This is a genomic window from Pseudomonas lopnurensis, assembly GCF_015070855.1.
Taxonomy (GTDB): Bacteria; Pseudomonadota; Gammaproteobacteria; order Pseudomonadales; family Pseudomonadaceae; genus Stutzerimonas; species Stutzerimonas lopnurensis.
In genome coordinates this window covers 69,212-96,118 of sequence record NZ_JADDIX010000055.1, presented here as the reverse complement: position 1 = coordinate 96,118, position 26,907 = coordinate 69,212, and the positions used below count along the sequence as shown (strand labels likewise).

At 65.3% G+C, this 26,907-nt stretch carries 20 protein-coding genes; 7 read left to right on the top strand and 13 right to left on the bottom strand.

Annotated elements, in window-relative coordinates:
• Positions 1–52: 52 nt before the first annotated feature.
• From adeC to IN820_RS10860, 5 genes are all read right to left on the bottom strand, one after another.
• Positions 53–1,474 (bottom strand): AdeC/AdeK/OprM family multidrug efflux complex outer membrane factor, encoded by a 1,422-nt coding sequence (adeC, locus tag IN820_RS10880; RefSeq protein ID WP_193680994.1) that lies wholly within the window; start codon positions 1,472–1,474, stop codon positions 53–55.
• Complete coding sequence (locus IN820_RS10875; RefSeq protein WP_193680993.1) at positions 1,471–4,605, bottom strand: efflux RND transporter permease subunit; 3,135 nt, start codon at positions 4,603–4,605, stop codon at positions 1,471–1,473. Before IN820_RS10875 ends, adeC begins: the two co-directional genes overlap by 4 nt.
• 14 nt (positions 4,606–4,619) lie before the next feature.
• On the bottom strand, positions 4,620–5,759 hold the full coding sequence (locus tag IN820_RS10870; protein ID WP_193680992.1) for an efflux RND transporter periplasmic adaptor subunit: 1,140 nt from the start codon (positions 5,757–5,759) through the stop codon (positions 4,620–4,622).
• Positions 5,760–6,003: 244 nt separating this feature from the next.
• Positions 6,004–6,579 carry a YceI family protein gene (locus IN820_RS10865; protein ID WP_193680991.1) on the bottom strand — a complete coding sequence of 192 codons (576 nt, stop codon included), beginning with the start codon at positions 6,577–6,579 and terminating at the stop codon, positions 6,004–6,006.
• 26 nt (positions 6,580–6,605) lie between these two features.
• Positions 6,606–7,160 carry a cytochrome b gene (locus tag IN820_RS10860; protein ID WP_193680990.1) on the bottom strand — a complete coding sequence of 185 codons (555 nt, stop codon included), beginning with the start codon at positions 7,158–7,160 and terminating at the stop codon, positions 6,606–6,608.
• 164 nt (positions 7,161–7,324) lie between these two features.
• Here IN820_RS10860 and IN820_RS10855 point away from each other — a divergent pair, with 164 nt between their 5' ends.
• Together IN820_RS10855 and IN820_RS10850 are read left to right on the top strand one after the other, a co-directional pair.
• A complete protein-coding gene (locus IN820_RS10855; RefSeq protein WP_193680989.1) occupies positions 7,325–8,731 on the top strand; it encodes an adenosylmethionine--8-amino-7-oxononanoate transaminase in 1,407 nt (468 codons plus the stop codon).
• 112 nt (positions 8,732–8,843) lie between these two features.
• Positions 8,844–9,560, top strand: a complete 717-nt coding sequence (locus IN820_RS10850) for a 16S rRNA (uracil(1498)-N(3))-methyltransferase (RefSeq protein ID WP_193680988.1) — start codon at positions 8,844–8,846, stop codon at positions 9,558–9,560.
• Between the two features lie 259 nt (positions 9,561–9,819).
• On the opposite strand, the gene IN820_RS10845 is transcribed toward IN820_RS10850, so the two are convergent.
• The 8 genes from IN820_RS10845 to pilG all read right to left on the bottom strand — a co-directional run bounded on the left by IN820_RS10845 (position 9,820) and on the right by pilG (position 22,966).
• Entirely contained in the window at positions 9,820–10,293 is a 474-nt protein-coding gene (locus tag IN820_RS10845; RefSeq protein ID WP_193680987.1) for a chemotaxis protein CheW, read from the bottom strand.
• Positions 10,290–11,342: a chemotaxis protein CheB gene (locus tag IN820_RS10840; protein WP_193680986.1), complete on the bottom strand. Its 1,053-nt coding sequence runs from the start codon at positions 11,340–11,342 to the stop codon at positions 10,290–10,292. Before IN820_RS10840 ends, IN820_RS10845 begins: the two co-directional genes overlap by 4 nt.
• Positions 11,335–18,507, bottom strand: a complete 7,173-nt coding sequence (locus IN820_RS10835; protein WP_193681010.1) for an Hpt domain-containing protein — start codon at positions 18,505–18,507, stop codon at positions 11,335–11,337. The genes IN820_RS10840 and IN820_RS10835 overlap by 8 nt, the downstream gene beginning before the upstream one ends.
• A gap of 11 nt (positions 18,508–18,518) precedes the next feature.
• A complete protein-coding gene (locus IN820_RS10830; protein WP_193680985.1) occupies positions 18,519–19,385 on the bottom strand; it encodes a protein-glutamate O-methyltransferase in 867 nt (288 codons plus the stop codon).
• A 60-nt stretch (positions 19,386–19,445) separates the two neighbouring features.
• Positions 19,446–21,494, bottom strand: coding sequence for a methyl-accepting chemotaxis protein (locus IN820_RS10825; protein WP_193680984.1), 2,049 nt, complete (start codon positions 21,492–21,494; stop codon positions 19,446–19,448).
• A 77-nt stretch (positions 21,495–21,571) separates the two neighbouring features.
• Positions 21,572–22,108, bottom strand: a complete 537-nt coding sequence (locus IN820_RS10820) for a chemotaxis protein CheW (RefSeq protein ID WP_193680983.1) — start codon at positions 22,106–22,108, stop codon at positions 21,572–21,574.
• A 41-nt stretch (positions 22,109–22,149) separates the two neighbouring features.
• Positions 22,150–22,515, bottom strand: coding sequence for a twitching motility response regulator PilH (gene pilH, locus IN820_RS10815; protein WP_021206021.1), 366 nt, complete (start codon positions 22,513–22,515; stop codon positions 22,150–22,152).
• 43 nt (positions 22,516–22,558) lie between these two features.
• Positions 22,559–22,966 carry a twitching motility response regulator PilG gene (gene pilG, locus IN820_RS10810; protein WP_003282729.1) on the bottom strand — a complete coding sequence of 136 codons (408 nt, stop codon included), beginning with the start codon at positions 22,964–22,966 and terminating at the stop codon, positions 22,559–22,561.
• Positions 22,967–23,202: 236 nt separating this feature from the next.
• On the opposite strand from pilG, the gene gshB reads away from it, so the two are divergent.
• The 5 genes from gshB to pyrR all read left to right on the top strand — a co-directional run bounded on the left by gshB (position 23,203) and on the right by pyrR (position 26,880).
• On the top strand, positions 23,203–24,144 hold the full coding sequence (gene gshB / locus IN820_RS10805; RefSeq protein ID WP_193680982.1) for a glutathione synthase: 942 nt from the start codon (positions 23,203–23,205) through the stop codon (positions 24,142–24,144).
• Positions 24,145–24,387: 243 nt separating this feature from the next.
• Complete coding sequence (locus tag IN820_RS10800) at positions 24,388–25,281, top strand: energy transducer TonB (protein ID WP_193680981.1); 894 nt, start codon at positions 24,388–24,390, stop codon at positions 25,279–25,281.
• Between the two features lie 66 nt (positions 25,282–25,347).
• Positions 25,348–25,917: a YqgE/AlgH family protein gene (locus IN820_RS10795; RefSeq protein ID WP_193680980.1), complete on the top strand. Its 570-nt coding sequence runs from the start codon at positions 25,348–25,350 to the stop codon at positions 25,915–25,917.
• Positions 25,914–26,342, top strand: a complete 429-nt coding sequence (ruvX, locus tag IN820_RS10790) for a Holliday junction resolvase RuvX (protein WP_193680979.1) — start codon at positions 25,914–25,916, stop codon at positions 26,340–26,342. Before IN820_RS10795 ends, ruvX begins: the two co-directional genes overlap by 4 nt.
• A 22-nt stretch (positions 26,343–26,364) precedes the next feature.
• Positions 26,365–26,880, top strand: a complete 516-nt coding sequence (pyrR, locus tag IN820_RS10785; protein WP_193680978.1) for a bifunctional pyr operon transcriptional regulator/uracil phosphoribosyltransferase PyrR — start codon at positions 26,365–26,367, stop codon at positions 26,878–26,880.
• Positions 26,881–26,907: the final 27 nt, after the last annotated feature.

Below are 26,907 nucleotides of genomic sequence, written 5' to 3'. Positions count from 1 at the left end.
GGTGTTCTGAAGGTCCTACAGGAGGGCGCCTATCGGCAGCCGGCCACGAGACTCAGCCCTCGCCGGCCTGCGCCTGCGCGCTTTCCTGCCAACCCCCGCCCAGCGCCTTGAACAGATTGACCTCGCTGACCAGTTGCGCGAGACGATCGCCGATCAGTTGCTGCTGTACGCTGAACAGCTGGCGCTGGGCATCGAGCAGGGTCAGGTAGCTGTCCACGCCGGTGCGATAGCGGCGCTCGGCGAGGTTGTAGTAGGCCTCGCTGGTCTCGAGCAGGTCGCGCTGAGCCTGAACCTGACGGCTATAGGTGGCCTGGGCGGCCAGGCCATCGGCGACCTCGCGGAACGCGGTCTGGATGGCGTTCTCGTATTGCGCCACCTGGATGTTCTCGCTGATCCGGGCGTAATCCAGATTCGCCCGCAGCTGGCCGGCATTGAAGATCGGCACGCTGATGCTTGGCGCGAAATTCCAGTAGCCCGACCCGCCGTCGAACAGGCCGGACAGCTCGCTGCTGGCCGTACCCGCCGCGCCGGTCAGGCTGATGCGCGGGAAGAACGCCGCACGCGCCGCGCCGATACTGGCATTGGCCGCCCTGAGCTGATATTCGGCCTGGAGAATATCCGGGCGCTTGTAGAGCAGATCCGATGGCAAACCGACCGGCAACGCGGCCAGCTGGGTACGTTCCAGGCCACCCTCGCTCGGCAGGCCGGCGGGTAGGCTCTGCCCGAGCAGCAGCGTCAGGGCGTTTCGGTCCTGCGCCACCAGACGCGTGTACTGCTCGATGCTCACCCGCGCACTGTCGACGGCACTGCGCGCCTGGCGCAGCTCCAGCGCCGAGGCGACGCCGACGTCGAAACTGCGCTGGGTCAGGCCGAAGCTCTCTTCGTAGGTCTTGAGCGTATCGCGGGTGACCTGCAGCAGGGCCTGGTCGGCCTGCAGCGTCAGCCAGGCGTTGGCGACGCTGGCGATCAGGCTGATCTGCGCGCTGCGCTGCGCAGCCTCGCTGGCGAAGAACTCCTCCAGCGCCTGGTCGCGCAGGCTGCGCAGACGGCCGAACAGGTCCAGCTCCCAGGACACGCCGAAGGTGGCGCTGTACTGGCTGCTGATCGCCGGCTCGCCGGTCACGTTCAGATCGCCCGGGGTGCGGCTGCGGCTGCCTGCACCGTCGGCGCTCACCGCCGGCAGCAGGTCGGCGCGCTGGATGCGATACAGCGCACGGTAGGCATCGACATTCAGCGCCGCCACGCGCAGGTCGCGGTTGTTCTCCAGCGCCACTTCGATCAGTTGCTGCAGTGCCGGGTCGCGAAAGAACTCGCGCCAGCCCAGTTCGCGCTGCGCCTGCGCCGCCCCCGTGGCATAGGCCGGCCCTTCGGGCCAGGCGTCGGCGACCGGACTCTGCGGTCGCTGGTAATCGGGTATCAGCGAACAGCCGCTCAGGGCCGCCAGCAATGCCAGGCTCAATAAGGACTTGTTCACTGGGCATCCCCCTTCGCGTCTTCACCCACCTCGGACTTGCGACTGGAAAGCGACGTCACCAGCACGAAGAACAACGGCACCCAGAAGATCACTAGCACGGTAGCGGTGACCATCCCGCCGATCACCCCGGTGCCGATGGCATGTGAGCTGCCGGCGCCGGCACCACTGGCGATGGCCAGCGGCACCACGCCAAGGGTGAAGGCCAGCGAGGTCATGATGATCGGACGCAGGCGCATGCGGCAGGCCTGCACGGTGGCCTCTAACAGGTCCATGCCGTCCCGGTGCAGGTCCTTGGCGAACTCGACGATCAGAATGGCGTTCTTCGCCGTCAGGCCGATGGTGGTCAGCAGGCCGACCTGGAAGAACACGTCGTTGGTCAAGCCACGACCGGTGGTCGCCAGCACCGCGCCGATGACGCCCAGCGGCACCACCAGCATCACCGCGAAGGGAATCGACCAGCTCTCGTACAGCGCCGCCAGGCAGAGGAACACCACCAGCAAAGAGAGCGCGTAGAGGGCTGGCGCCTGGCCGCCGGACAGGATCTCCTCGAAGGAAAGCCCGGTCCACGATACTCCGATCCCGGACGGCAGTTGCTGCGCCAGGCGCACCACCTCGGCCATGGCATCCCCGGTGCTGTAGCCCGCGGCCGGCTCGCCGAGGATTTCCATCCCCGGCACACCGTTGTAGCGCGAGAGCTTCGGCGAACCATAGACCCATTCGCCGCTGCCGAAGGCGCTGAACGGCACCATTTCGCCCTGAGCGTTGCGCACGAACCACTTGTCCAGATCCTCGGGCGTCATGCGCGAGGGCGCATCGCCCTGCATGTAGACCCGCTTCACCCGGCCGCGGTCGATGAAATCGTTGACGTAGCTGGAGCCCCAGCCGATCGCCAGCGTGTTGTTGATGTCGCTCAACGAAACGCCCAGCGCACGCGCCTTCTCGTCATCGATCAACAACTGGTACTGCGGTTCGTCGTTCAGCCCGTTGGGCCGCACGGCCTGCAGCAGCGGGCTCTGTGCCGACAGTTGCAGGAACTGGTTGCGCGCCTGCATCAGGGTATCGTGACCGAGTCCCGCCTGGTCCTGCAGGAAGAAGTTGAAGCCGGTGGCGTTGCCCAGCTCCATGACCGCCGGCGGCGCGAACGCGAATACCTGCGCGTCGCGGAACTGGAAGAAGCGCTCCTGCGCACGCTGCGCCAGGTCGAAGACGCTGGTGCCGGCTTCGGTGCGCTGATCCCATGGTTTGAGGCCGATGAAGGCCATGGCCGAGTTCTGCCCGCGACCGGCGAAGTTGAAGCCGGTCACGGTGAACACCGAATTGACCACATCGCCTTCTTCCTCCAGCAGGTATTGGCGCACGGAATCCACGGTCTTCTGGGTCCGCTCGGCAGTGGAGCCGGCCGGCGTCTGTACCTGGGCGAACAGAACGCCCTGGTCTTCGTTCGGCAGGAAGGCGCTGGGCAGGCGGGTGAACAGCAGCGCCATGGCCGCGACGATCACCAGATAAACAATCAGATAGGGCACCTTGCGCCGCAGCACCCCGGCCACGCCCCGCTCGTAGCGGTTCACCCCACGGTCGAAGGTACGGTTGAACCAGCCGAAGAAGCCACGCTTCTGCTGATGCTCGCCATCGCTGGCCTTGAGCATGGTGGCGCACAATGCCGGAGTGAAGATCAACGCCACCAGCACCGACAGCCCCATCGCCGAAGCGATGGTGATGGAGAACTGCCGGTAGATGATGCCGGTCGAGCCGCCGAAGAAGGCCATCGGCACGAAGACCGCGGAGAGCACCAGGCCGATGCCCACCAGCGCGCCCTGGATTTGCCCCATGGATTTGCGCGTGGCCTCCACCGGCGACAGCCCTTCCTCGGCCATCACCCGCTCGACGTTTTCTACCACCACGATGGCATCGTCCACCAGCAGGCCGATGGCCAGAACCATGGCGAACATGGTCAGCGTGTTGATGCTGAAGCCGAAGGCGGCCAGCAGGCCGAAGGTTCCCAGCAGCACCACGGGAACCGCGAGGGTGGGAATCAGGGTCGCGCGGAAGTTCTGCAGGAACAGGTACATCACCAGGAACACCAGCACGATGGCCTCGAACAGCGTGTTCACCACGTTGTTGATCGAGGTCGCCACCACCGGCGAGGTGTCGTAGGGGTAGACCACTTCCATTCCCTGCGGGAAGTAAGGCTGCAGCTCGGCCAGCGTCTGACGCACCGCCTTGGCGGTATCCAGCGCATTGGCGCCGGTGGCCAGCTTGATACCGATACCGGCCGCGGGATTGCCGTTGTACTGGGCGGTGATGGCCGCGCGCTCGGCGGCGAGTTCGACCCGGGCGACGTCCTTCAGGCGCACCTGGGAGCCGTCGTTGTTAACCTTGAGCAGGATTTCGCGGAACTGCTCGGGCGTCTGCAGGCGGGTCTTGCCGACAATGGTCGCGCTCAGCTGCTGCCCCGGCACCGCCGGCAACGCGCCGAACTGGCCCGAGGAAATCTGCACGTTCTGCTCGCCAATGGCATTGCTCACATCCACCGGAGTCAGCTGGAAATTGTTCAGCTTGGCCGGGTCCAGCCAGATGCGCATCGCGTACTGCGAACCGAACACCTGGAAATCGCCGACGCCACGGGTACGCGACAGCGGGTCCTGGATGTTGGAGACGATGTAGTCGGCCAGGTCGCTCTGGCTCATGCTGCCGTCCATGGAAACCATCCCGACCACCATCAGGAAGTTCTTCACCGCCTTGGTCACGCGGATGCCCTGCTGCTGGACCTCCTGCGGCAACAGCGGCGTGGCCAACTGCAGCTTGTTCTGCACCTGGACCTGGGCGATGTCCGGGTCGGTGCCCTGATTGAAGGTGACGGTGATTTCCATGCTGCCGTCGGAGTTGCTCGACGAGCTGATGTAGCGCAGCCCGTCGATACCGTTGAGCTGCTGCTCGATCACCTGCACCACGGTGTCCTGCACCGTCTGCGCCGAGGCACCCGGGTAGTTGACCTGAATGCCGATCGCCGGCGGGGCGATGCTGGGATACTGATTGACCGGCAAATTGAGGATGGACAGGCCACCGGCCAGCATGATCACCAAGGCGATCACCCAGGCGAAGATCGGCCGGTCGATAAAGAATCTGGACATGAACTAGGAACCCCTCAGCCTTCTTGGCCTTGGGGCCCGACAGGCGCCCCAGCATTGTCGACATTGGTCGCGGGAACGGCGTCGACTTCGACGCCCGGCTGGATGAACTGCAGTCCCTCGGTAACCACCCGGTCGCCCGGCTGCAGGCCTTCGCCCACCAGCCAGCGGTTGCCCACCGTGCGCTCGGTCTTGATCCGACGCAACTCGACCTTGTTCTCGGCATTGACCACCATCGCGGTCGGCTCACCCTTGGCATTACGGGTCACGCCCTGCTGCGGCACCAGGATCGCCTCGTTCTTCATGCCGGCCATCAGTTGCGCATGCACGAACATGCCGGGCAGCAGGTTCTTGTCCGGATTGGGGAATACCGCCCGCAGGGTCACCGAACCGGTTCCGGAATCCACCGTGACCTCGCTGAATTCGAGCGTGCCTTCATGGGGGTATGCGCTGCCGTCTTCCAGCGTCAGGGTCACCTTGGCGGCATTCTCGCCAGCCTTCTGCAAACGGCCCTCGGCCAGGTCGCGGCGCAGGGCGAGCAGCTCGCGCGCCGGCTGGGTGACATCGACGTAGATCGGGTCGAGTTGCTGGATGGTCGCCAGTTCCTGGGCCTGGCCATTGCTGACCAGCGCCCCTTCGGTGACGGCGGAGCGGCCGACGCGCCCGGAAATGGGCGCCAGCACCTTGGTGTAGCGCACGTCGATGCGGGCACGCTCGACGTCCGCCTCGGCCTGCAACGCGGCCGCGCGTGCTTCGTCATAGGCCTGCTTGCTGACGGCCTGGTCCTTGACCAGTTCGGCATAGCGGTCGGCCAGCGACTTGCTCGACGCCAGGCTGGCCTGGGCGCTCTTGAGCGTCGCGTCGTACACCGCCGCGTCGATCTGGTACAGCTGCTGGCCGGCCTGCACATCGCTGCCCTCGGTGAACAGGCGCTTCTGGATGATGCCGTTGACCTGCGGGCGAACCTCGGCGATGCGGTAGGCGCGGGTACGCCCCGGCAGCTCGGTGGTCAGCGCGAAAGGTTCGGCCTGCAGGGTGACGATGCCGACCCGCGGTATCTCCTGGGCGGACGGCGCTTCCTGTTCCTCGCAGCCACCGAGGAAAACGGCCACGGCAAGAATGGACATCAGGGCAGCATTGGCTGGCTTGATTGACATGGAAAACCTCTTGAAAAGCTGCAGGCGCTTAAAGGGTGACAGCCGACCGCAGACGCGCGGAGAGCAGAGTGACGGAAATATACTTACATCCAAGACTGTCTGTAAACCGTTCAGAACCGACTAAATATTCCGAGACCTCTGATCCAGATGGACCTCGACAGGCATTCGGCGCAGGCCTCTCGCTCGTTCGCGCCATAAAACAGAACGCCGGCATACGCCGGCGTCCATGGCACTCCCTTGCGTCTTACTGGCGTACACCCTCGACGGAGATGATCAGGTCGACCGTCTGCGAGGCCGGGCCGAGATCCATCTTGATATCGAAATCCTTGAGCGTCAGCGTGGTGCTGCCCTCGAAGCCGGCGCGGTAGCCGCCCCAGGGATCGTCGCCTTCGCCGATGAACTTGGCGGCGATCACCACCGGCTTGGTCACACCGTTCAGCGTCAGGTTGCCGGTGATCTCGGCGGTGCCCTCGCCGGTGGCCTTCACCGCGGTGGATTCGAAGGTCGCGGTCGGATGCTTGCCGACGTTGAGGAAATCATCGCTGCGCAGATGCTTGTCGCGCTCGGCGTGGTTGGTGTCGACACTGGCGGTCTTCAGGGTGACGTTGACCTTGCTCGCCTCCGGCTTGGCGGCATCGAAGCTGAAGCTGCCGTCGAAGTCCTTGAAGGTCCCCCACAGCCAGCTATAGCCGAGGTGGCTGATCTTGAAATTGACGAAGGCATGCTGGCCCTGCTTGTCGATGGCGTAGTCGGTGGCCATGGCCTGGCCGGCGAACAGGGCCGAGCCCAGAGCGAACGCTGCGAGGGTGTTCTTCAGCATCGGTAATTCTCCTACTTGGGTTGAGATCAGCCATCGGCACGACCGAACATACGCTTGAGCGTCGCATCGTGATCGATGAAGTGGTGCTTGAGCGCCGCCAGGGCATGCAGCCCCGCGAGAATAACCAGCGCCCAGGCGAGATATTCGTGCACCAGGCCGGCGATATCCTCCTGGCTGGGAATGCCGGTGATCAGCGCCGGAACCGCGAACCAGCCGAACACGCTGATCGGCCGGCCGTCGGCGGTGGAGATCAGATAGCCCGAGATCATCACGCCGAACAGCCCCAGGTAAAGCACGCCGTGACCGGCCTTGGTGGCCAGCCGGGTCAACGGACCGTGGCTGGCCAACGCGACGGGGCCAGGGCTGAGAAAGCGCCAAAACACCCGCAACAGCATCACGGTGAAGAGAATGATGCCGATGCTCTTGTGAATGTCCGGAGCGGCGCGGTACCAGCTGCTGTAGTAGTCCAGCCCCACCATCCAGAACCCCAGGGCGAACAGCCCGAATACCGCGACGGCGACCAGCCAGTGGAGCACGATGCTGATCAGCCCATAGTGGGCGGAGGAGTTGCGCCAGCGCATCGGCCTGTCCCTTCAATTTCGTGGCAACAAGCCTAGCCAGTTATCTATCGGCGTAGAGCGAATTTTTTCGCTTCGAACCATCGAATGGACCGATAACACTTTTCGCCTCGGTCGCAACGGCGAGCTTCTGCTAGGCTGCGCCGTCTCACTGCGGAGGAGCAACGATGAGCCTGAACCACAGCTGGATGCAACGCGATCTCGCCGTACTCTGGCACCCCTGCACCCAGATGAAAGACCACGAACAGCTGCCACTGATTCCCATCCGCCGCGGCGAGGGCGTCTGGCTGGAGGATTTCGACGGCAAACGCTACCTGGACGCGGTCAGCTCGTGGTGGGTCAACGTATTCGGCCATGCCAACCCGCGCATCAACCAGCGCGTCAAGGACCAGCTCGACCAGCTCGAACACGTGATGCTCGCCGGCTTCAGCCATCAGCCGGTGGTGGAGCTGTCGGAGCGGCTGGTGGCGCTCACGCCGCCGGGCCTGGAGCGGGTGTTCTACACCGACAACGGCTCGACCGGCATCGAGGTCGCGCTGAAGATGAGCTTCCACTACTGGCGCAACAGCGGCCGGCCGGAGAAACAGCGCTTCGTCACCCTGACCAACAGCTACCACGGCGAAACCGTCGCGGCGATGTCGGTGGGCGACGTCGCGCTCTTCACCGACACCTACAAGCCGCTGCTGCTGGACACCCTCAAGGTGCCGAGCCCGGACTGCTACCTGCGTCCGGAAGGCATGGGCTGGGAAGAGCACTCGCGCAACATGTTCGCGCACATGGAGCGGACCCTTGCCGAGCATCACCGGGAAATCGCCGCGGTCATCGTCGAGCCGCTGATCCAGGGTGCCGGCGGCATGCGCATGTACCATCCGGTCTACCTCGAACTGCTGCGCGAGGCCTGCGACCGCTACGACGTGCACCTGATCCATGACGAGATCGCCGTCGGCTTCGGCCGCACGGGAACGATGTTCGCCTGCGAACAGGCCGGCATCACCCCCGATTTCCTTTGCCTGTCCAAGGCCCTGACCGGCGGCTACCTGCCGATGGCCGCGGTGCTCACCACCGACCGGCTGTACCAGGCCTTCTACGACGACTATTCGACCCTGCGTGCCTTCCTCCATTCGCATACCTACACCGGCAACCCGCTGGCCTGCGCCGCCGCGCTGGCGACGCTGGACATCTTCGCCGAGGACAACGTGATCGAGGCCAACAGGGCGCTGGCGGCACGCATGGCCAGCGCCACCGCGCACCTGGCCGAACACCCGCAGGTCGCCGAGGTGCGCCAGACCGGCATGGCGCTGGCCATCGAGATGGTCCAGGACAAGGCCAGCCGTACACCGTATCCGTGGCAAGAACGGCGCGGCCTCAAGGTCTACCAGCACGCCCTGGAACGCGGCGCGCTGCTGCGCCCGCTGGGCAGCGTGGTGTATTTCCTGCCGCCCTACTGCATCACCGAAGAACAGATCGACTTCCTCGCCGAAGTCGCCAGCGAAGGCATCGATATCGCGACCCGCGAAGCGGTGAGCGTGGCGGTACCGGCCGGACGCTATCCGGGATTCCGGGATCCGGGTTGACGGCAGCGGCAAGCTTCAAAGAAATGCGGCCCGCTGGACGGCACGGGCGGGCCGGACGGGCCGCCAATGCTTTAAACTTGGCGCTTCCAACTTGCCGCTTGCAGCTGCTTCTATGCGCCTCTCCCGCTTCTTCATCGATGCCCCGCTGTCCCTCGGCCAGCACGCCCTGCCCGAGTCGTCGGCCCACTACATCAGCCGCGTGTTGCGGCTATCCGCAGGCAGCGCAGTGCAGCTGTTCGACGGCAGCGGCAGCGAATTTCGTGGCGTGCTCACCGACGTCGGCAAGAAGTCGGTTGTCGTCCAATTGCATGAGCAACGGCCCGGGATGGCGGAATCAGCGCTGCGGATTCACCTCGGGCAGGGACTATCGCGTGGCGAACGAATGGACTGGGCCATCCAGAAGGCCACCGAACTGGGCGTCGCGCAGATCACCCCGATCGTCAGCGAGCGCTGCGAGGTACGGCTGAACGACGAGCGCGCCGACAAGCGCCTGGCGCACTGGCGGCAGATCGCCATCAGCGCTTGCGAGCAGTGCGGCCGCTCGGTCCTGCCGGTCATCCATGCGCCGCGCAGCCTCGACGGCTGGCTGAGCGTCGAAGCGGAGTTGAAACTGGTGCTGCATCCGGTCGCTGCGCCACTGACCAGCCATGCCAGGCCACAGACGCTAGCGTTTCTCATCGGCCCCGAGGGCGGCCTGAGCGATGACGAGCTCGAACGTGCCGGCGCAGCCGGCTTCGACGCCGCCCGTCTCGGCCCGCGGGTATTGCGTACCGAAACGGCGCCGGTGGTGGCATTGAGCGTGGCGCAGCAGCTGTGGGGCGACTTCTAAAGGCCATGTCCCAATGGCGTGTTGCTCGAAGTGCCGAGGTGTTTTGAACGTCCGTAGGAGCGGGCCATGCCCGCGAAGCTTTTGTGCGCGGGAATATTCGCGGGCATGGCCCGCTCCCACAGGGGGGCGGGACGCGTAATCCGGGTCGGGGGCACATAGCCTGAGGAACGCAGCGACGAAGCCCAACACCTACACGCCGGTCCCGTTGGGCTTCGCTGCGCTCAGCGCCAACCTACCCATGTGTCGCCCGCTAGGTGGATCAAATTAGCCCGGCATCCGCCAGTTTCTGCTCGAGCCCGATCAGGTCGGGAATCCGTGCTTGCACATCGCCCAGGTTCACCGCATCCAGCTCCAGCGGCGCAAGCTCGACGTCCACCCGCGCCAGGCTGGCATCGACCTTGATCGAGCGCGGAATCCCCTGCACCAGCAGGGCGACGAACTTGACGTGCTCGCGGCCACCGATCGCGTTGAGCACGGTGACCCGCGCGCCGCTGCCGACCGGTGGCGGCTGACCGCCCGAAGCCGCCTCGAAGGACAGCAGCGGCAGGCTCAGATCGCGCCACCGCACCTGGCCGAGGAACCATGCTGGCGCACCCTGCGCCGCCTGCGGCGCGCGGTAGGGGATCAGCTCGGCCACCGCCACGTTGGGCAGCAGCAACGTGCGATCGGACAGGGGCACCAGCAGCCCGGTGAGGCTGCTCTGGCTCTCCTGGGAAACAACCGATTGGCTCATGAAATATCCTGTTCGAGGGTCGCGACGACCGGACCGGCCTGCTTCGCGAGATGAGTGACCAGGGCCTGCGCCAGCTCGCGCGGATCGCCGCTGAACGAGCTGTAGCCCCCTTCGCGCAGGCTGTCGGGCATGCTGGAACAGGCGCAGGAATCGGCGCGCTGGGTCCAGACTCGCCCGCCCTGGCGCAGCACGTAGGCCGCGGCAGCGCTCCCGTCGCGGCCCATGCCGCTGAATGCGATGACCCCACAGCGCTGACCGAACTGCTGGGCCAGGTTGAGCATCATCTGGTCGATCGATGGGCTGTAGGGCTCGGGCCAGCAACGACCGCTGAGGTGCAGGCTCCCGTCGGGAGCGAAACGGAGCTCCTCGCCGATCGGTGCGATGATCACCTCACCACAGCGCACCGGCTCGCCCTCACGCGCCTGCCGGACCTGCCACTGACTGTGCCGTCCGACCGCCTGGGACAAGGCGGGCTCGAAACTGGCTTCGATATGCTGGGCATAGATGAAGCCCAGCGGCAGTTCCCCGGGCAGGGCGTCGAGAAAGGCCTTGACCGCTTCCGGGCCGCCCAGCGAAGCGGCCAATAACCACACCTGGACCGCGGGTGTACCGGCTTGCGATTCGTTGCCGGCCAATGCTCTCGGCAACGCCACGGGGACAGGACGCGGGGCCTCGCCTCTCAACACCTCCAGGCGAGGCCCTACTGCGTGGGTAGAATCGCCGACCAGCCGCTTGAGCTTGCCGAACAGGCGCCGTTCCCAGCGCGGGTAATGCTCCGAGTGGCGCTCGGGGGCATGCCCCTCGCCGAACAGCACCAGCGTGCGATCACGCTCGAGCAGGGCATCGACCAATGGCGAATCCTCGGTCTGCGCCAGATCGACCAGCCAGAGGTCGGCCTCGGTGCCGTCCAGATCCGCCGGCTCCAGGCGTCCCGGGTCATTGTTGAGGACCACCTGGTAGCCATTGGCGCTCAGCGCCTGCTGCAGCACATGGCGCTGCAGCGAGGTGTCGGCGAGAACCGCGATGCGGGCGGACATGGTTTCAGCCATCGGCCTTGACCAGCCGCTGAATGGTCTCGAGCAGCAGCGACTCCTGGTACGGCTTGCCGAGGTAGTCGTTGACGCCGATGCCCAGCGCCCGATCGCGGTGCTTCTCGCCAGTGCGCGAAGTGATCATGATGATCGGCAGATCCTTGAGGCGTTCGTCGTGGCGCACCAGCGTGGCCACTTCGAAGCCGTCCATGCGCGGCATCTCGATATCCAGCAGCATGACGTCCGGCTTGCGTTCCTGCAGTTGGGTAATGGCATCGACCCCGTCCTTGGCGGTCAGCACGTTCATGCCATTGCGTTCCAGCAGGCGGCTGGTGACCTTGCGCACGGTGACCGAGTCGTCCACCACCAGGACCAGCGTCGGCCGCTCGCTTTCCGCCTCGACGGCCTCCGGCGACTGGTCGAGCAGGCGCGGCTGCTGCAGTTGCGTCAGCAGGTGCGCGTGGAGGACGCGGATGGTCGCCAGCAGGTCGAGAATCACCACCACGCGCCCGTCACCGAGGATGGTCGCGCCGGAAATCCCATGGACGCCGGCGAACTGCGGACCGAGGCTCTTCACCACGATTTCCCGCGAGCCGGCCAGGCTGTCGACCTGCACCGCGACGCTGTGCTCCTTCGAGCGCACCAGGATCACCGGCAGCGGCAGGCTCTGTCCGACCAGCTTGGGCTTCTGCCCGTTGCTCAACAACTCACCCAGGTAACGCAACTCGTAGGCCTGGCCGGCATACTCGAAGCGCGGTGCACCGGGCTGGTAGTAGGCCTCCAGCTCGTAGGGCGAAACCCGCACGATACCTTCGATGGTGTTCAGCGGGATCGCGTAGAGGTCCTCGCCGGAATAGACCATCAAGGCGCGATTGACCGATACGGTGAACGGCAGGCGGATCAGGAAGCGGGTGCCCTGGCCCAGCGTCGACTCGATGCTCATCGAACCGCCGAGCTGCTTGACCTCCGAATGCACCACATCCATGCCGACGCCACGGCCGGAGATCTGCGTGACCCGTTCGGCCGTGGAGAAACCGGCCTCGAGGATGAATTGCAGGATCTCGTGCTCGGTGAGATCGCCATCGGCGGTCATCAACCCACGCTCGATCGCCTTGCGGCGTACCGCGTCGAAGTTGATGCCGGCACCGTCATCGGCCAGGGTCAGGACGATATCGCCGCCCTCGCGCGCGAGATCCAGGCGAATACGACCCTGTTCGGGCTTGCCGGCGGCGCGACGGCGTTCCACCGACTCGATGCCGTGGTCGACCGCGTTGCGCAACATGTGCTCCAGCGGCGCGACGATGCGCTCCAGCACGCTGCGGTCCATTTCGCCAGTGGCATTGCCGACGAGGAACTCGACCTGCTTGCCCAGCTCGCCGGCGACCTGCCGAACGATCCGCCGCAGCCGCGGCACCAGGCGCTCGAACGGCACCATGCGCGTGCGCATCAGGCCTTCCTGCAGCTCGGTGTTGACCCGCGCCTGCTGCAGCAACAGCGTTTCGGCGTCACGGTTGCGCGCCGCCAGGGTTTCTTTCAGATCGAGCAAGTCCGACGCCGACTCGAACAGCGCCCGCGACAGCTGCTGCAATTGCGAATGGCGGTCCATTTCCAGCGGATCGAAATCATCGTAGCCGGCCCGCTCGGCCTCGGCCTGGTAGCGGCTGAGGATCTGCGCCTGTGTCTCGGTATCCAGCCGGCGCAACTGATCGCGCACACGCTCGATGGTGGCTTCCATTTCGCCGAGGGTGAAGCCGACGTCGCTCACCTGCTGTTCCACACGGCCGCGGAAGATCGAGGTTTCACCGGCGAGGTTGACCAGCCCTTCCAGCAACTCCGCCGGAACCTTGACCAACTCCTGTGGCGCGCGGCGCGCGGCGGCTTCCTGGGCGGCCTGCTGCGCACGGCGGATGAACGGCAGCACCTTGGCCGGCGCGTTGGTCGGCGACGGCTGGGCACTGGCCGCGACGATCGGTTGCTGCAGCGCCAGCGGAGCACTCGGGCGCTCCTGTTCGACAGGTTCCGCCAGGGGCTCATCGACGCCGTCCGCGGCGAGGCTTGCACGTAGTCGCTCGATGTCCTTGAGCAACGCGTCGTAGCCCTGCTGTACGTCGAGAAACAGGCTGTCCGGCCAGGGTGCACCCTGCAGCTGCGCTTCGCTCAGCCGCTGCTCCAGATCGTGCGCCAGGTTACCCAGCGCCCCCTGCCCGGCGAGCCGGGCACCCCCCTTGAGAGTATGCAGGACCCGCAGCATGTCGCTCAGCGGGGCCGCATCTTCGCGCATGGCATCCCAACGCCCGAGGGCCGATTCCATTTCCTCCAGCAGGTCATCCGCTTCCTCGACGAAGATGTCCAGAATCTCCGCTTCAGCCGCCTGCTGGGCATCTTCCTGGGCCGCCTTCAGCGAAACGCTGCTGGGCATGCTCAGCCGTTCATCGGGGTTGTTGCGAAAACGCCGGACGGTGTCGATCAGGCCATCGCCAGCGGGTACGGTCCGGTGGTCCCGCACCGCCTCGAGCATTTCGGCCAGGCGATCCTGGCAAGCCTGCAGAAGACCGAACAGCTCGGCGCTGGCGCGGTAGTTACCAGCGCACAGGCCTTCGTAGAGGTACTCCAGCTCATGCGCCAGATCGCCGATCTCGCGGATATCGGCCATCCGCGCACCGCCCTTGAGGGTATGCAGGTCGCGCTGCAGCGCCTCGAGTTCGAAGCTGTTGTCGACGTCGGCCATCCAGCGCTGCAAACCACCCGCGGCGCTTTCGACAAGATCGAAACCTTCCTCGAGGAAAATTTCCACCAGCTCGGCATCGCGCTCGTCCGCAGCCTCCTGCAGCCCGGCCTGGACATTCGCAGCCGGCCGCCTGGGCTCGTCGGGCTCCGGCGAAAGATCAGGTATCGCCGGATGGTCGTCCGGCGGCCTCTTTTCAGGCGTGTCCATGAGCTGTTCAGCGACATCGTCCAAGCCGTCCACAGCTTCTACGGGATCGACCGCCGAGAATTCCAAAGGCTCGGGCTCCGACAGCAGATCGTCGGCGTCGCCCTCGCCTGCCGCGTCATCCGCAACCTCGACCGAATCCCGCTCGACCGGTTCACCGGTTTCACACGCCGTGACTTCGCCGGGCTGTTCCATGTCGGCGGCATCGAGTGCCGGCAGAATGCCCTGACGGAAGGCACGCATCGTCTCGATCAACTCGCCGGCGCTGGTCATCGGTTGCTGGCGTTGCAGTTGTTCGAGTTGCAGCGCCAGTTGATCATGGCTGCGCTGCAGCAACGAGGCCAGCGGCGCGGAATGTGCGTAGCGGCCGTCGGACAGTCCTTCGTAGAGCGACTCCAGCTCATGCGCCAGGTCGCCTATGGGACGAATGCCGGCCATCCGTGCGCCGCCCTTGAGGGTGTGCAGGTCGCGCAACAACGACGAGAGCGCCAGCTGGTTGGCTGGATCGGCCAGCCAGCGATCCAGCGCATGACCCGCGCTTTCCATCAGATCGACGGCCTCGTCGAGGAAGATCTCCACCATTTCCTGGTCGAGATCCTCTTCATTTTCCATAGCGGGCGTATCGGCGGCCGGCCAGGCTTCGGCTTCGGCTTCGGCTTCGGCTTCGGCTTCGGCCAGGGAGTCTGCCATCGGCACCAGCGGTTCGAGGATCGGCTGCTCCGGTTCACCTGCCGACGCCTCTCGCTCGAGCAGCAACGGGTCGACGGCCTCATCGAGCAGCGCTTCCAGCCGGGCCACCAGCTCCGATTGCTCGCTCACCTGCAGCGCCGCGGCGACCTGATCCATCATGCCAACCAGCGCTTCATGGCCCTGCTGGGCGTCATCGAAGAAACGCTCGCTGACGGCCAGGCGCCCTTCCTCGACCACCGCATACAACCGCAGCAATACTTGGCAGAGCGCGTCCATCTGCGGCAGATCGGCCATCCGCGCGCCCTGGCCCAGCGTGGTCAGCTCCTGTAACAACGCGGAGAGCTCCTGACGCTCGGCGGGATGTTCACGCCACCTGCGCAACAGGTCCTCGGCATCCAGCAGAATGTCCATGCCTTCGGAGAGGAACAGCGCGATCATGCTCGGATCGCGCATCTCGCCGGGCTCGCTCTCGTTGCGCGCGCCCGCCTCGGCCAGCCTGGCCTGGTGCAGAGCATGCACCCGTTCGAGGAACGCGGTCGCCCCGTCGATCGGTGCCAGCGGTTCATGGTCGAGATTGGCCAGGCCCTGGCGCAGCAGTTGTTCGGCGTCGTGCAGCAGTTCGGCCTCGGCCAGGTTCATCTGGATCAGGTTGGTCTTGAATTCCTTGACCATCTTCTCCAATGGCATCGCGATTTCCGCCACCGGCAGGATGCCAGCCATGTGCGCGCTGCCCTTGAGCGTATGCAGGGCGCGCTGCAGGGCGTCGGTCACCGGCTGGGGCAGACGCTGCGCGCAATCGGCGAGGAAGCTGACCAGTGTGGTCAGGTGCGATTCGGCTTCATTGCGAAAGATCTCCAGCAACTGCGGATCCAGTGCTTCCTCGCCGAGCGCCGCCGCGCTGGCACCGACCGTTCCGGGCCTCGACTGCGTCTCGCTGGCCGGCAGCGGCTGGACCGGCTGCCCCTTGGCCAGCGCATGCGCCGTGGCGGCCAGGCGATCGACGTCGTCACGCTGGCGCTGGGCCTTGGCGGCGAATTCCTCGACCAGCGCCGGCATCAGCGCGACGACATCCGTCACCACCTGCTTGACCGGCTCGGCGGGCTCGATGCTCCGATCCAGAACCCGGTTGAGCAGATTCTCGATCGACCAGGCCAGCTCGCCGATGACCAGCGCCCGCACCATCCGGCCGCTGCCCTTGAGTGTATGGAACGCGCGACGCACCTCGCCGAGCGCATTCTTGTCCTCTGGATCGGCGGCCCAACCAGGCAGGTGTTCGCCAATGGTCTCCAGGACTTCGGCGGCTTCCTCGATGAACACGTCCAGCAGATCTTCATCGACCGGCTCTTCATCGGCAGGCGGCGGCAGCAGAGTCGCCGGGACGTCCTGGGCAGGCGGGTTGATCGCCGCAACCGGGGCGGCCATGACCTGCTCCAGGCCGACAGCAGGCTCGGCGCTGCCGGGCTGCGGGAGCTCCGGTTCGCAGAAGGCTGGCAGGGTAACCTCCGGCAGATCGAGTTCGGCGAATTGCGCCTCGCCCCAGTCAGCCACTGCCTGCTCGTCGTCCTCAGCCGGCACGGCAGCCCCGGCGATGCTCGGCTGCGCTGCCTGCGGCTCTTCGGGCAGGCCGAAAACGATCTCTTCCGCGTACGACTCGGCGCTCGCCTCATCCGCAGGCCGGGTCTCTGCCTCGGAAGCCGGCTCCGACCCGAACAGGATTTCGGGCTCAGCCCGGGGCAAGCCATGCCTTTGCGGCAACGCGACGAAATCGAGCTCCTCGGCGCTCGCCTCCAGCTCCTCCGGCAACACCTCGATCTCTTCCAGCGGATCGAGGGGGCCGGCATCGGCCAGCGGCTGCACGTCCTGCGCCGGCTCCATGCCGTACAGGGGATAGCCGAGGTTCTGCAGGCTCTCCTCGGCCACGTCGAGAATCAGGTCGCCCTGGGTGCCACAGTCTTCGCTCAGGCGCTCGAGGTAGTACTCGACGCTGGTGATCGCATCGGCGAGCGTATCCAGGCTCTGCCAGTCGGGCACGGCCTGGCGTGCCAGCAGTTGGTCCTGAATGTAGCCATTGCAGGCCGCCAGCAACGCCGCGGCACGCTCCAGCGGAATCATGGCCAGACCGCCGCGCGCCTGGGTGAGCAGTTCCGGTACCCGGGCCAGGTGCTCATGGTTCCATTGCGAGGCGATGAACTCGATGATCGCGTCCTTGGCCTGCTCCAGACCGGTACGCGCTTCCCTGATGACCAGTTGATGGATCTGCGCCACGTCGGTGGTCGGCAGATGACTGTCTTCGTTGCGCTCCTCGGCCGGCCCGCCGACCATGCCGGCCAGCGTCGCCTCGACATACAGCAGCGCCCCGGCGATATCCATCAGTACGGCATCGTCGGGCTCGCGCAGGCCCTGGGCAAGCGCCTGAACCAGGGCGATCTGGTCGAGAATGATCTTGCGCGGCTGCGCGAAACCGAGGACCGCCAAGGTATCGGCGATCTGCTTGAGCGGCACCTCCAGGCTGGCGAGATCGGCAATGACCTTGCGGTCGCTGCGTACGAACAGATCGAGGCTGTCCTTGACCCGGACCAGCTCCTCGCACAGCGCGGCCACCACGGAGCGCATCGCGCCACGGTCGGGCCCCGCCAGTTGGGCGCGCTCCTGATCGACCACGGCGCTGTCGGGCAGTGCGTCATCGAGCCGGTAGTGAGCCTTCAGCGCCTGGATGCGTGGCGTCTGCCCCGGCGCCTTGGCAACATAGAACAGCAGATTCTTGATCAGCTCGTCGGGCGCGGCCTGATTGAGACCATCGGCCCCCTGTTCGACCAGGCGCTTGAGCTGCTTGTCCACCTGGCGCAACAACGTGCGCACCGAGGTGCCATTGGCCACGCCGCCACTGGCCAGGCCCTCGACCATGCCCGAGGCGATCTGCCACAACGCGCCCAGCGGCGCATCCTTGCAGAGGGTCTCCAGACGGGCGAACACGCGCGCCATATAGCCCAGATGGGTCGGCAGATCCTGGTTGCGGATCACCCCGACCAGGGCGACTTGCAGCATCTGCCGCAGCTTGCGCAGCAACACCGGCAGGTCTTCGGTGCGCAGGCGCTCCACCGACTCGCCCGACAACACCGGCGTGCGCCCGGACAGGTCCGGCGAGAACAGGCTGGTTTCCGAAAGCAGTTTCTCGCCCCGGGCCGCGCGCAGATCGTTGAGCAGCGGCAACACCACCATCGGCAGGTCGCGGCGCGCGCTCTGGATGCGGTCGAGATAGGCCGGCATCTGCAGGATCGCCTGCATCAGTACCTCGAGCGCCTCGGCCTGGTTGGCCACACGTTCGTCGAGCAGCGCCCGCGCGAGCTGTTCCATCTCCTCGGCAAGCAATGCCGCGCCGAAGAATTCGACCATCTGCAGAGTGCCATGAACCTGGTGCACGTAGGTCAGGCAGAAGCGCATCCGTGTCGAGTCCTGCGGATTCTCGACGAAGGCTTCCAGCGCCTGACGCGCCTGCTTAAGCGTTTCGGCAATCTCGCCTTTCACCCACTCCAGGGCGACATAATCATGCCGATCACCCATAGCGACTCCGCTCATAAACGTTTCCGGGTAAAGGCCAGAACCTGATCGTTGGCCACCGGCAACAGCTCCGGGTGCTGCCAACCGACCACTTCACCCACCCCGATCACCAGCAGGCCTCCCGGCGCCAGGCGCTCGGCCAGGCGGTTGAGGATTTCGCGGCGACGCCAGCGGCGGAAGTAGATCAACAGGTTCTGACAGAAAATGACGTCCATGCCGGAAAGCGGCGCATTCGCCAGCTCCAGCACGTTGAGCCTGGCGAAGCACACGCGTGCAGCCAGGCTGGGCAAGACTTGAAAGCGATCCGCCAGCAGCGGCTGGAAATAGCGCTCGCGCAAGCCCGCAGCGACCTGTTCCAGCCTGCGCGTGCCGTAGGTGGCCGCACGCGACTTTTCCAGGGCACTGAGGCTGATATCGGTACCGGTGACGCCGAAACGCCCATCAGCCTCGCCATCGCGCAACACTTCGGCGGCGGTGATGGCCAGCGAATAGGTCTCCTCACCGCTCGAGCAGCCCACGCTCCACAGGGCCCAGGGGCGCTCGACAGCGCCCTGCTCGAGGCGTTGGCGCAGATGCCCTTCGAGCAACTCGAAAGATGCCGGATGGCGGTAGAACCGTGTCTCCTGCACCGTCAGCCTGTCCATCAGCGTCGACCATTCCACCGCGCCACGCGGGCCGGAGGTGACCTGGCGATAGTAGCTGGCGTAATCGCGCGCCCCGACCTCACGCATGCGGACGCTCAGGTTGGTCTGCAGAAACGTGCGCCTGCGCTCGGTGACCACCATGCCGGAGCGCTCTTCGAGAAGCGCCTGCCAGTCATGGAATTCCGCCGGCGACATATCGGCCAAGGGCTCCAATGCCCAGTCAAACCTCGGCTGCATGCCCTGCCCCTCGCGCATGATCATCGGCGGCAGCCTTCAGCGACTGCCGCGCTCGTCAAGTCAGGCCTGATCCTGAGCATCCGGCAAGGTGAAGCCGGAAACGGAATGGCGCATCTCGTTGGCCATCTTCGCCAGGTTACCGATGCTCTTGGCGGTAGCGGTGGTACCCGACGAGGTCTGCGAGGTGATCTCCTGGATCACGTTCATGGTGTTGGAGATGTGGCCGGCGGACGACGCCTGCTGACGCGCCGCGTTGGAGATGTTCTGGATCAGCGCCGCGAGCGTCTTGGATACCTTCTCGATCTCTTCCAGCGCTACACCGGCGTCCTGGGCCAGACGCGCACCGCGCACCACTTCCGAGGTGGTCTGCTCCATCGAGATCACCGCTTCGTTGGTGTCGGTCTGAATCGTCTTGACCAGTGCCTCGATCTGCTTGGTCGCCGCGGAGGAACGCTCCGCAAGACGCTGCACCTCGTCCGCGACCACCGCGAAGCCGCGGCCCGCGTCGCCGGCCATGGAGGCCTGGATCGCCGCGTTGAGTGCGAGGATGTTGGTCTGGTCGGCAATGTCGTTGATCAGGCTGACGATGTCACCGATCTCCTGGGACGATTCGCCGAGGCGCTTGATCCGCTTGGAGGTGTCCTGGATCTGCTCGCGGATGTTGTCCATGCCGGTGATGGTGTTGTGCACCACCTCGTTGCCCTTGTTGGCGATGGCTACCGAACGTTCCGCTACCGCCGAGGATTCCGCGGCGTTGGCCGATACCTGGTCGATGGAAACCGCCATCTCGTTGATCGCCGCCGAAGCACCGGCGATCTCCTGGGCCTGGTGCTCGGACGCTTCGGCGAGGTGCATGGCGGTCGCCTGGGTTTCCTGCGCCGCACCGGACACCTGTACCGCGGTCTGGTTGATCGTCGCCACCAGTTCACGCAGTTGGTCGATGGAGTAGTTGATCGAGTCGGCGATCGCGCCGGTGAAGTCTTCGGTCACCGTCGCGGCCACGGTCAGGTCACCGTCGGCGAGGTCGCCGATCTCATCGAGCAGACGCAGGATCGCGGCCTGGTTGCGTTCGTTCTTCTCGGCGGTTTCGCTCAGGCGGCGGCGCGCCTCCCGAACCATGACCAGACCGATGAGGATGATCGAAGCCAGGGCCAGGGCGCCCAGTACATAGCCGATGATGGTGTTGAGATAGCGGGCGTCGGCGCGATTCTGCAGGCCCTGCGACAAGGCGGAGGTCTTGTCCAGCAGCGTTTGCGAGACCTCGGAGATGCTGTTCGCCGATTCGCGTACCTGGAACAGCTCCGGCGACGTCTCGAGGATCTCGTCCACCGAGCCGGAAACGAACTGGAAGAGTTCGGCGATCTCGGCCAGCCGGTCCAGCGCTTCCTCGTCGGCCACCGCGCTGATACCCATGGCCACGTTGCCTTCGATCATCGCGTTCATGACCCGACCGAACAGGCTGGCATCGCGACCGAACATGTCCGCGGCCTGAACCGAGTCCTGGTCACCGGACAGCACCTTGTTCACCGAGCCGAGAATACGTTCGGCCAGCAGCGACTGGCGCTGGGCGACCGAAACCTGGGCCGCCGGCGCGCCACTCTCGAGCAGGATGTCGACGACTTCTTCGTACTCGACCTGCAACTGGGGAATGGTTTCGGCCAGGGTGCTGGCCACCTGGTGCAGCGAGAGAACGGTCTGCTCGCTGGCGAGAATGGCGTCGGTGCCGCGACGCAACGTGGTCCAGTCACGCTCCACCGCCTCGGCCTCGCTGCGCAGCGATTGCGGCACGGCCGGCAGGCCGATGCTCTCGTTGCCCTGCGAGAGATAGCCCCAGCGCTGGTCGAACTCGTTGCGGGCCTGCTTCAGCGAGGCGAAGGCCTCCTGGGTGCCCGCCGCCGCTTCCACGGCGTCCTTGGCGATCTGCTGGGACAGAACGCGCAGCTCTCCGGCGTGAGCGATGTACTCGTTGTCGTGATCCGCCTGCGTGTTGACGTACGCGAAGTTCGCGAACAGCAGCACGATCGAAACGATCAGAACGATGAACAGACCGGTCGTCAGCGTCGTGCTGCGCACACCGCCCAACAAAGCATTTGCATTCATTTTTCTCATTATCCGGCCCCCGCCTGGACCCCCGTGCGCTTCCATCCAAGAACCAAAAGGCCGACCTCGGTCGACCCACCTACCACTTAAAAAGCGACGTCAAGAAACGCCTGGTGCGTGGCCAATGCGTGCGGACTGAAGACCAGCCAGGGTTGCTCGCGTTGAAACACACCATGAATGAACGGCTGGATCGAGGCCTCGATCGGAGGCAACTGCTCCGAGAAGGTCTCCACCGGGAAATGCTGCATGCCGAAGACTTCGTCGACGGTCAGGCCCGCGAACACTTCCTGATGATCGACCACCAGCACCCGCCGCTGCTTGCGCAACGGCGAAAGCTCCAGGCCGAAATAGCCGCAAAGATCCATCACCGGCAACAGCCGGCCGCGGACGTTGGCGACACCCTTGACCCAACTCTTGACCCCGGGCAACAGGGTGTAGCGAGGCTCGTGCAGAATCTCGCCGACCTCCCCCATCGGCGCGACGAACAAACGCCCCCCCATACGGAAACCGATCCCTCCCCAGGTCTGTACGGCTTGCTGCTGAGAAGGCAGGCCGGCCGCGAGTGCACGGCAGCGGTTGTCGAGCTCCAGCAGTCGCTGAAACGGCGTTTGCATGTCAGCCATGCTGGCCATATCCCTTTGTCCGAGTTTGGGTCGCCCCGGCGTCATCCCGCCAAAACGGCGTTCAGGGTTTTCAGCAATGTGGCTTCGTCCACCGGCTTGGTCAGGTAATCCTTCGCCCCTTGACGCTTGCCCCAGACCTTATCGGTTTCCTGGTCCTTGGTGGTGACGATGATCACCGGAATGTGACTGGTTTCCGCATCTTTGGTCAGCTGACGAGTGGCCTGAAAGCCATTCAGACCCGGCATGACGATATCCATCAGCACCGCGTCCGGCTTCTCCTGGCGAGCCAGCGCGACGCCGTCGGCGCCGTTCTCGGCCTTGAGCACCACGTGACCATGCTTCTCCAGCATGGCGGTGAGCTTGTACATTTCGGTGGGCGAATCATCAACAATCAGAACGCGAGCCATGTTTTCTCCATAGGAAGGCTTCAGCGGCACACTATGCCGAACTTCAGGATGCTTGCTCCACCGGCGCGAAATCGGGCACGTGCGCCTTGATCGCACCGAGCAGCTCTTCTTTGCTGAACGGTTTGGTGAGGTATTGGTCGGAACCGACGATACGCCCTTTCGCCTTGTCGAACAGACCGTCCTTGGAGGACAGCATGATCACCGGCGTCGACTTGAAGGAACTGTTGTTCTTGATCAGAGCGCAGGTCTGATAACCGTCCAGCCTCGGCATCATAATATCCACGAAGATGATACGGGGATGGGTATCCGCTATCTTGGCGAGCGCATCGAAACCGTCCACTGCGGTGATGACATCGCAACCTACTTTCTTCAGCAGGGTTTCAGCGGTGCGACGAATCGTTTTCGAGTCGTCGATCACCATGACCTTCAAGCCCTCGGAGTGCTGTTCCATTTCGCCCTACCATCGCCTTGGTGAGTCGTAGTTTATCGTTATGTCAGTGCGCCGGAGGCCCTGCCACCGATGGGCTGCACCCAATCGCGAACCCCTTGTAGCACACTCCTCATGCACACGCTATCAACCGCAAAAGCAGCGGAATTTTCCTTGACCCAGTGCACAACCGCCGCCAATCTGCGGCGACATTTCAGCCATTTGGCAGCCCCTGCTGCCCACTGCCGGAGAGCAACCTCATGACCGTTCGCGTCGGGATCATCATGGACCCTATCGCGCAGATCGCCTTCAAGAAGGACAGTTCGCTGGCCATGCTGCTGGCCGCCCAAGCCCGCGGCTGGACCCTGTTCTACATGGAGCAGCGCGACCTCTATCAGCTCGGCGACCAGGCCCGCGGTCGCATGCGGCCATTGCGGGTATTCCACGACCCCGAACACTGGTTCGAGACGGACGAGGAAATCGACGCGGCCCTCGCCGATCTGGACGTGATCCTCATGCGCAAGGACCCGCCCTTCAACAGCGAATACGTCTATGCGACCTATCTGCTCGAACTGGCGGAGAAAGCCGGAACGCTGGTGGTCAACCGCCCGCAGAGCCTGCGCGACTGCAACGAGAAGTTCTTCGCCACGCAGTTCACGCAGTGCACGCCCCCGACCCTGGTCAGCCGGCGGTCGGACATTCTGCGCGAGTTCGCCCGCGAACAACGTGACATCATTCTCAAACCCCTGGACGAAATGGGCGGCGCCTCGATCTTCCGCCATCGCGAAGGCGATCCGAACCTCTCGGTCATCCTCGAAGTGCTCACCGAGCACGGCACCCGGCAAATCATGGCCCAGCGCTACATTCCGGCGATCAAGGACGGCGACAAGCGCATCCTGATGATCGACGGCGAGCCGGTGCCCTATTGCCTGGCGCGGATACCGGCGGCCGGNGGCAACCTGGCCGCCGGCGGCCGTGGCGTCGCGCAACCGCTGTCGGACCGCGATAGAGAGATCGCCGCCATCGTCGGCCCGGAACTGCGCAAGCGCGGCCTGCTGTTCGTCGGCCTGGACGTGATCGGCGACTACCTCACCGAGATCAACATCACCAGCCCGACCTGCATCCGCGAAATCGACAACGCCTTCGATACCCGCATCGGCGAGCGGCTGATGGACGCCATCGCCACCAGGCTGAAAAACTGAGCGAACTGCAAGCCAGCGTAGGGTGGATGTCGCTTTTTACACCCACCGCGACTCCGCCCGTCGGGTCGGTGAAGCGTGACCCGACCTACAGCTGCAAGCTGCCTTTCTCGCTTTTACTTGAAGCTTGCGGCTTGCAGCTTGCCGCTGCTTTTATGACCGAGCTAACAGCTTTGAGCGCGAAGCTTGCGGCTGCGCGCTCAAAGCCGGCAGACTGCGCGGCACTCCGAGCCGACCCGACATGCGATGAACGCCGCTATTCGCCATCCCGCACCTGAATCCGCCCGAGTCCGTCCGGCGGACAGGCTCGGCTTCACCCTGTTCCTGGCTACCGTATTGCACCTGGCGCTGATCCTCGGCCTGGGCTTTACCCTGGCCGAGCCGGAGCAGATCAGCAAGACACTGGAAATCACCCTCTCGACCTTCAAGAGCGAGGAAAAGCCGAAGGAAGCCGACTTCCTCGCCCAGGACAACCAGCAGGGCAGCGGCACCCTCGAGCACAAGGCCTCGCCGAAGACCACCGAGCAGGCGCCGTTCCAGGACACCGAGGTGCGCAAGGTCACCCCGCCCGCCATGCCGCCGCGCAGCGCTCACCGCGAGCCGGCCAAGACCGCCGTCGCCACGCGCAGCCCGCAACCGGACAAGACCGAAGTCAGGCAGCAGAACCAGCCGCAGCCCAAGCCGCAACCCGCGCCGGCATTCGACAGCTCGCAGCTGAGCGCCGAAATCGCCAGCCTCGAGGCGGAACTGGCGCAGGACGTCGAACGCTACGCCAAACGGCCGCGGGTCAGCCGGCAGAACAGCGCCGCCACCATGCGCGACATCAGCGCCTGGTACCGCGACGAATGGCGCAAGAAGGTCGAGCGCATCGGCAACCTCAACTACCCGGACGAGGCCCGCCGCCAGCGGATCTACGGCAGCCTGCGCATGCTGGTGACCATCAACCGCGACGGCACGGTGCAGGAACTGCGCGTCATCGAATCCTCCGGGCAGGCGGTGCTGGACGAAGCCGCGCTGCGCATCGTGCGCCTGGCCGCCCCCTTCGCGCCGTTCACCGGTGAACTGGCGCAGAAGTTCGACCAGGTGGAGATCATCCGCACCTGGCGCTTCGAGCGCGGCGACAGGCTGTCGAGCCGCTGAGCCGGCCTCCCGGACGAACCGTCGCAGCGGTAGCCGGAAAGCGGTGCAACGCTTAAGCTAACGCGCATGAAAAACACCGCGCCCAGCTACCTCAAGCATCACTTTCTGATCGCCATGCCGCAAATGGCCGATCCGAATTTCGCCCAGGCCCTGATCTACCTGATCGAGCATGGCCCGGAAGGCGCCATGGGCCTGATCGTCAACCGCCCGAGCGGCTTGAGCCTGGCCGACATCCTCGAGCAACTGCGCCCGGACGCGCCGATACCGGCGCTCTGCCAGAACCTGCCGATCTTCTCCGGCGGCCCGGTGCAGACCGACCGCGGCTTCGTCCTGCACCCGGCCGACCAGCAGTTCCAGGCGACCCTGTCGCTCGGCTCGCTGGGCATGTCCACGTCCCAGGACGTACTGTTCGCCATCGCCGACGGCCAGGGGCCCGAGCGCTATTTCGTCGCACTCGGTTATGCCGGCTGGGATGCCGGCCAGCTCGAAGCCGAACTGGCCGACAATACCTGGCTGAGCTGCCCGGCCCGCCCGGACATCCTCTTCGACCTGCCGCACGATCAGCGCCTGAACGCTGCCGCGGCGTCCCTCGGCATCGACCTGCGCCTGCTCAGCACTCAGGTCGGCCACGCATGAACGGGCCCCGCCTGCTGCTCGGCTTCGACTACGGCACCAAGCAGATCGGCGTGGCCGTCGGCCAGGTCGTCACCGGCCAGGCCCGCGAGCTGTGCGTGCTCAAGGCGCAGAACGGCGTGCCGGACTGGCAGCGGGTCGAAGCCTTGCTGCGTGAATGGCAACCCGATGCCCTGGTCGTCGGCCTGCCGTTGAACATGGATGGCAGCCCGAGCGAGATGAGCGCCCGCGCGGAAAAATTCGCCCGCCGGCTCAACGGCCGCTTCAACCTGCCGGTACACACCCACGACGAACGCCTGACCACGTTCGAGGCCAAGGGCGAGCGTCTGCGCCAGGGCCAGCACGGCGGCTATCGCGAACGCCCGGTCGATGCGCTGGCCGCCGCCTTGTTACTGGAGGGCTGGCTGAGCGACCACGCGCCAGCCTGATCCGGACCTGAAGGAGATTTGCATGAACCTGCCCAATCCCGAGCAGCTGTTGCCAGAGATGGCCGAAGCACTGAAGCGGCACCTGAACGAACGCGACATCCAGGCGCCGCGCTTCATCGGCATCCGTACCGGCGGCGTCTGGGTCGCCCAGGCGCTGCTCGAGGCGCGCGGACAGAACGAACCGCTCGGCATCCTCGACGTATCCTTCTACCGCGACGACTTCACCCAGAAGGGCCTGCATCCGCAGGTGCAGCCCTCGGAGCTGCCCTTCGAGATCGAAGGCCAGCACCTGGTCCTGATCGACGACGTGCTGATGACCGGCCGCACCATCCGCGCAGCGCTCAACGAGCTGTTCGACTATGGCCGCCCGGCCAGCGTGACGCTGGTCTGCCTGCTCGACCTCAACGCCCGTGAACTGCCGATCCGCCCCGATGTGGTCGGCGCCACGCTGTCGCTGGCACCCGAGCAGCGGATAAAATTGCTCGGTCCCGCCCCGCTGGCGCTCGAACCGCAGCTGATGGGAGCCAGCCAGCCCTGATCGTTACGCAGCACAACCACCAATCCG

Coding starts and splice junctions, on each gene's coding strand:
- IN820_RS10875 (WP_193680993.1), bottom strand. CDS start 4,605: ATGTCCAGATTCTTTATCGACCGGCCGATCTTCGCCTGGGTGATCGCC.
- IN820_RS10870 (WP_193680992.1), bottom strand. CDS start 5,759: ATGTCAATCAAGCCAGCCAATGCTGCCCTGATGTCCATTCTTGCCGTG.
- IN820_RS10865 (WP_193680991.1), bottom strand. CDS start 6,579: ATGCTGAAGAACACCCTCGCAGCGTTCGCTCTGGGCTCGGCCCTGTTC.
- IN820_RS10860 (WP_193680990.1), bottom strand. CDS start 7,160: ATGCGCTGGCGCAACTCCTCCGCCCACTATGGGCTGATCAGCATCGTG.
- IN820_RS10855 (WP_193680989.1), top strand. CDS start 7,325: ATGAGCCTGAACCACAGCTGGATGCAACGCGATCTCGCCGTACTCTGG.
- IN820_RS10850 (WP_193680988.1), top strand. CDS start 8,844: ATGCGCCTCTCCCGCTTCTTCATCGATGCCCCGCTGTCCCTCGGCCAG.
- IN820_RS10845 (WP_193680987.1), bottom strand. CDS start 10,293: ATGAGCCAATCGGTTGTTTCCCAGGAGAGCCAGAGCAGCCTCACCGGG.
- IN820_RS10840 (WP_193680986.1), bottom strand. CDS start 11,342: ATGGCTGAAACCATGTCCGCCCGCATCGCGGTTCTCGCCGACACCTCG.
- IN820_RS10835 (WP_193681010.1), bottom strand. CDS start 18,507: ATGGGTGATCGGCATGATTATGTCGCCCTGGAGTGGGTGAAAGGCGAG.
- IN820_RS10830 (WP_193680985.1), bottom strand. CDS start 19,385: ATGCAGCCGAGGTTTGACTGGGCATTGGAGCCCTTGGCCGATATGTCG.
- IN820_RS10825 (WP_193680984.1), bottom strand. CDS start 21,494: ATGAGAAAAATGAATGCAAATGCTTTGTTGGGCGGTGTGCGCAGCACG.
- IN820_RS10820 (WP_193680983.1), bottom strand. CDS start 22,108: ATGGCTGACATGCAAACGCCGTTTCAGCGACTGCTGGAGCTCGACAAC.
- pilH (WP_021206021.1), bottom strand. CDS start 22,515: ATGGCTCGCGTTCTGATTGTTGATGATTCGCCCACCGAAATGTACAAG.
- pilG (WP_003282729.1), bottom strand. CDS start 22,966: ATGGAACAGCACTCCGAGGGCTTGAAGGTCATGGTGATCGACGACTCG.
- IN820_RS10800 (WP_193680981.1), top strand. CDS start 24,388: ATGAACGCCGCTATTCGCCATCCCGCACCTGAATCCGCCCGAGTCCGT.
- IN820_RS10795 (WP_193680980.1), top strand. CDS start 25,348: ATGAAAAACACCGCGCCCAGCTACCTCAAGCATCACTTTCTGATCGCC.
- ruvX (WP_193680979.1), top strand. CDS start 25,914: ATGAACGGGCCCCGCCTGCTGCTCGGCTTCGACTACGGCACCAAGCAG.
- pyrR (WP_193680978.1), top strand. CDS start 26,365: ATGAACCTGCCCAATCCCGAGCAGCTGTTGCCAGAGATGGCCGAAGCA.